The organism is Pelomonas sp. KK5 (assembly GCF_001984095.1).
GTDB lineage: Bacteria > Pseudomonadota > Gammaproteobacteria > Burkholderiales > Burkholderiaceae_C > KK5.
Genome location: NZ_LYVQ01000437.1, coordinates 1 through 2,091 on the forward strand (window position 1 = coordinate 1; position 2,091 = coordinate 2,091).

Here is a 2,091-nt window from a genome sequence, read left to right on the forward strand (position 1 = left end):
CGCTGGACCGCCTCTCCGGCGGCCGCCTGCTGGTCAACTTGGTCACCGGCGGCGACCCGGAGGAGCTGGCCGGCGACGGGCAGTTCCTGCCGCACGCCGAGCGCTACGAGCAGTCGCGCGAGTTCCTGCAGATCTGGCGCGAGGTGCTGGCAGCCAGCCACGAGGGCCGGGCGATCGACTTCGACGGCGAGCACCTGGGCGTCAAGGGCGGCAAGCTGCTCTACCCGCCGATCAGCAAGCCCTATCCATCGGTGTTCTTCGGCGGCTCCTCGGAGCAGGCGCACGAGCTGGCCGCCGAGCAGGTGGACACCTACCTGACCTGGGGCGAGCCGCCCGCCGCCGCCGCCGCCAAGGTGGCCGACGTGCGTGCCCGCGCCGCCGCGCAGGGCCGTACGCTGCAGTTCGGCATCCGCCTGCATGTGATCGTGCGCGAGACCGAGGCCGAGGCCTGGTCCGCCGCGGCGAAGCTGGTGAGCCATCTGGACGAGAGCGTCATCGCCTCGGCGCAGGCGAAATTCGCGCAGATGGACTCGGTCGGCCAGCGCCGCATGGCGGAGCTGAACAAGGGCCGGCTGAACAAGAGCAACGTGCGCGAGGGCCTGGAGATCTCGCCCAACCTGTGGGCCGGCGTGGGCCTGGTGCGCGGCGGCGCGGGCACGGCCCTGGTGGGCAGCCCCGAGCAGGTCGCCGAGCGCATCAAGGAATACGCCGCGCTGGGCCTGGATAACTTCATCCTCTCCGGCTACCCGCACCTGGAGGAGGCCTACCGCTTCGCCGAGCTGGTGTTCCCGCTGCTGCCGATCGAGGTGCAGGAGAAACTGCAGGCGCCCAAGCTGACCGGGCCCTTCGGCGAGATCGTGGCCAACCATCATGTGCCGGGCCGCCTGGCGGCGGCGAGCTGAAGCCATGGTCTTCAAACGCTTCATTCCCTGGCTCGTCCCGCTGGCGGTGATCGCGCTGTGGCAGGCCGCCGCGCAGCTCGGCTGGCTCTCCACCCGCGTGCTGCCGGCGCCTTTCGCCGTGCTGCAGGCGGCGGTCTCGCTCGGCGAGTCCGGCGAGCTGTGGCGCCACCTCTGGATCAGCACGCTGCGCGCCGCCACCGGCTTCGCGATCGGCGCGGGCCTGGGCCTGCTGCTGGGCGTCGCCACCGGCACGCTGCGCTGGGCCGAGACGCTGCTGGACACCTCGCTGCAGATGCTGCGCAACATCCCGCCGCTGGCGCTGATCCCGCTGGTGATCCTGTGGTTCGGCATCGACGAGACGGCCAAGCTCTTCATCGTCGCCCTGGGCGTGTTCTTCCCGGTCTACCTGAACACCTTCCACGGCATCCGCAACGTCGACCGCGACCTGGTCGAGATGGCCCGCTCCTATGGCCTCTCCGGCTGGCAGCTGCACCTCAAGGTGATCCTGCCGGGCGCGCTGGCGTCCATCCTCGTCGGCCTGCGCTTCTCGCTGGGCCTGATGTGGGTGCTGCTGATCGTGGCCGAGACGATCTCGGCCCAGTCCGGCATCGGCTACATGACGATGAACGCCCGCGAGTTCCTGCAGACCGACGTGGTGCTCGTGGGCATCCTGGTCTACGCGCTGCTGGGCAAGGGCGCCGACGTGCTGGCCCGCGCGCTGGAACGCGCCTGGCTTCGCTGGCATCCCGCTTACCAGGTGGCTTCATGATGATGACGATCTCCACCACCCTCGACCTGTTCACCGACGCGCCGGTCCGCGAGCGCTCGCCGCTGGCGCCCTTCACCCCGCCCGGCGGCGGCGCCCCGCTGTCGCTGCGCGGCCTGTCCAAGCAGTACGGCGAGCGCCTGGTGCTGGATGCGCTGAATCTCGACGTCAGGGCCGGCGAGTTCCTCGCCATCATCGGCCGCAGCGGCTGCGGCAAGAGCACGCTGCTGCGCCTGCTGGCCGGCCTGGAGCAGGCCACGGCCGGCCGGCTCGACGGCGCGGCGGGCGAGGGCACGCGGATGATGTTCCAGGACGCCCGGCTGCTGCCCTGGGCCCGCGTCGTCGACAACATCGCGCTGGGCCTGCCCAAGGCCGAGGGCCGCGAGCGGGCGCTGCAGGCGCTGGCCCAGGTCGGCCTGGCCG

General features: G+C 71.4%; 3 protein-coding genes. All 3 read left to right on the top strand.

Annotation, left to right across the window (positions count from 1 at the left end; all coding sequences use genetic code 11):
- On the top strand, positions 1-902 hold a 902-nt coding region (locus tag B0W88_RS31395), incomplete at its 5' end, for an LLM class flavin-dependent oxidoreductase (protein WP_077038373.1).
- Positions 903-906: 4 nt separating this feature from the next.
- Positions 907-1,671 carry an aliphatic sulfonate ABC transporter permease SsuC gene (ssuC, locus tag B0W88_RS31400; RefSeq protein WP_083749198.1) on the top strand — a complete coding sequence of 255 codons (765 nt, stop codon included), beginning with the start codon at positions 907-909 and terminating at the stop codon, positions 1,669-1,671.
- On the top strand, positions 1,671-2,091 hold a 421-nt coding region (locus B0W88_RS31405; RefSeq protein ID WP_233151909.1), incomplete at its 3' end, for an ATP-binding cassette domain-containing protein. The genes ssuC and B0W88_RS31405, both read left to right, overlap by 1 nt.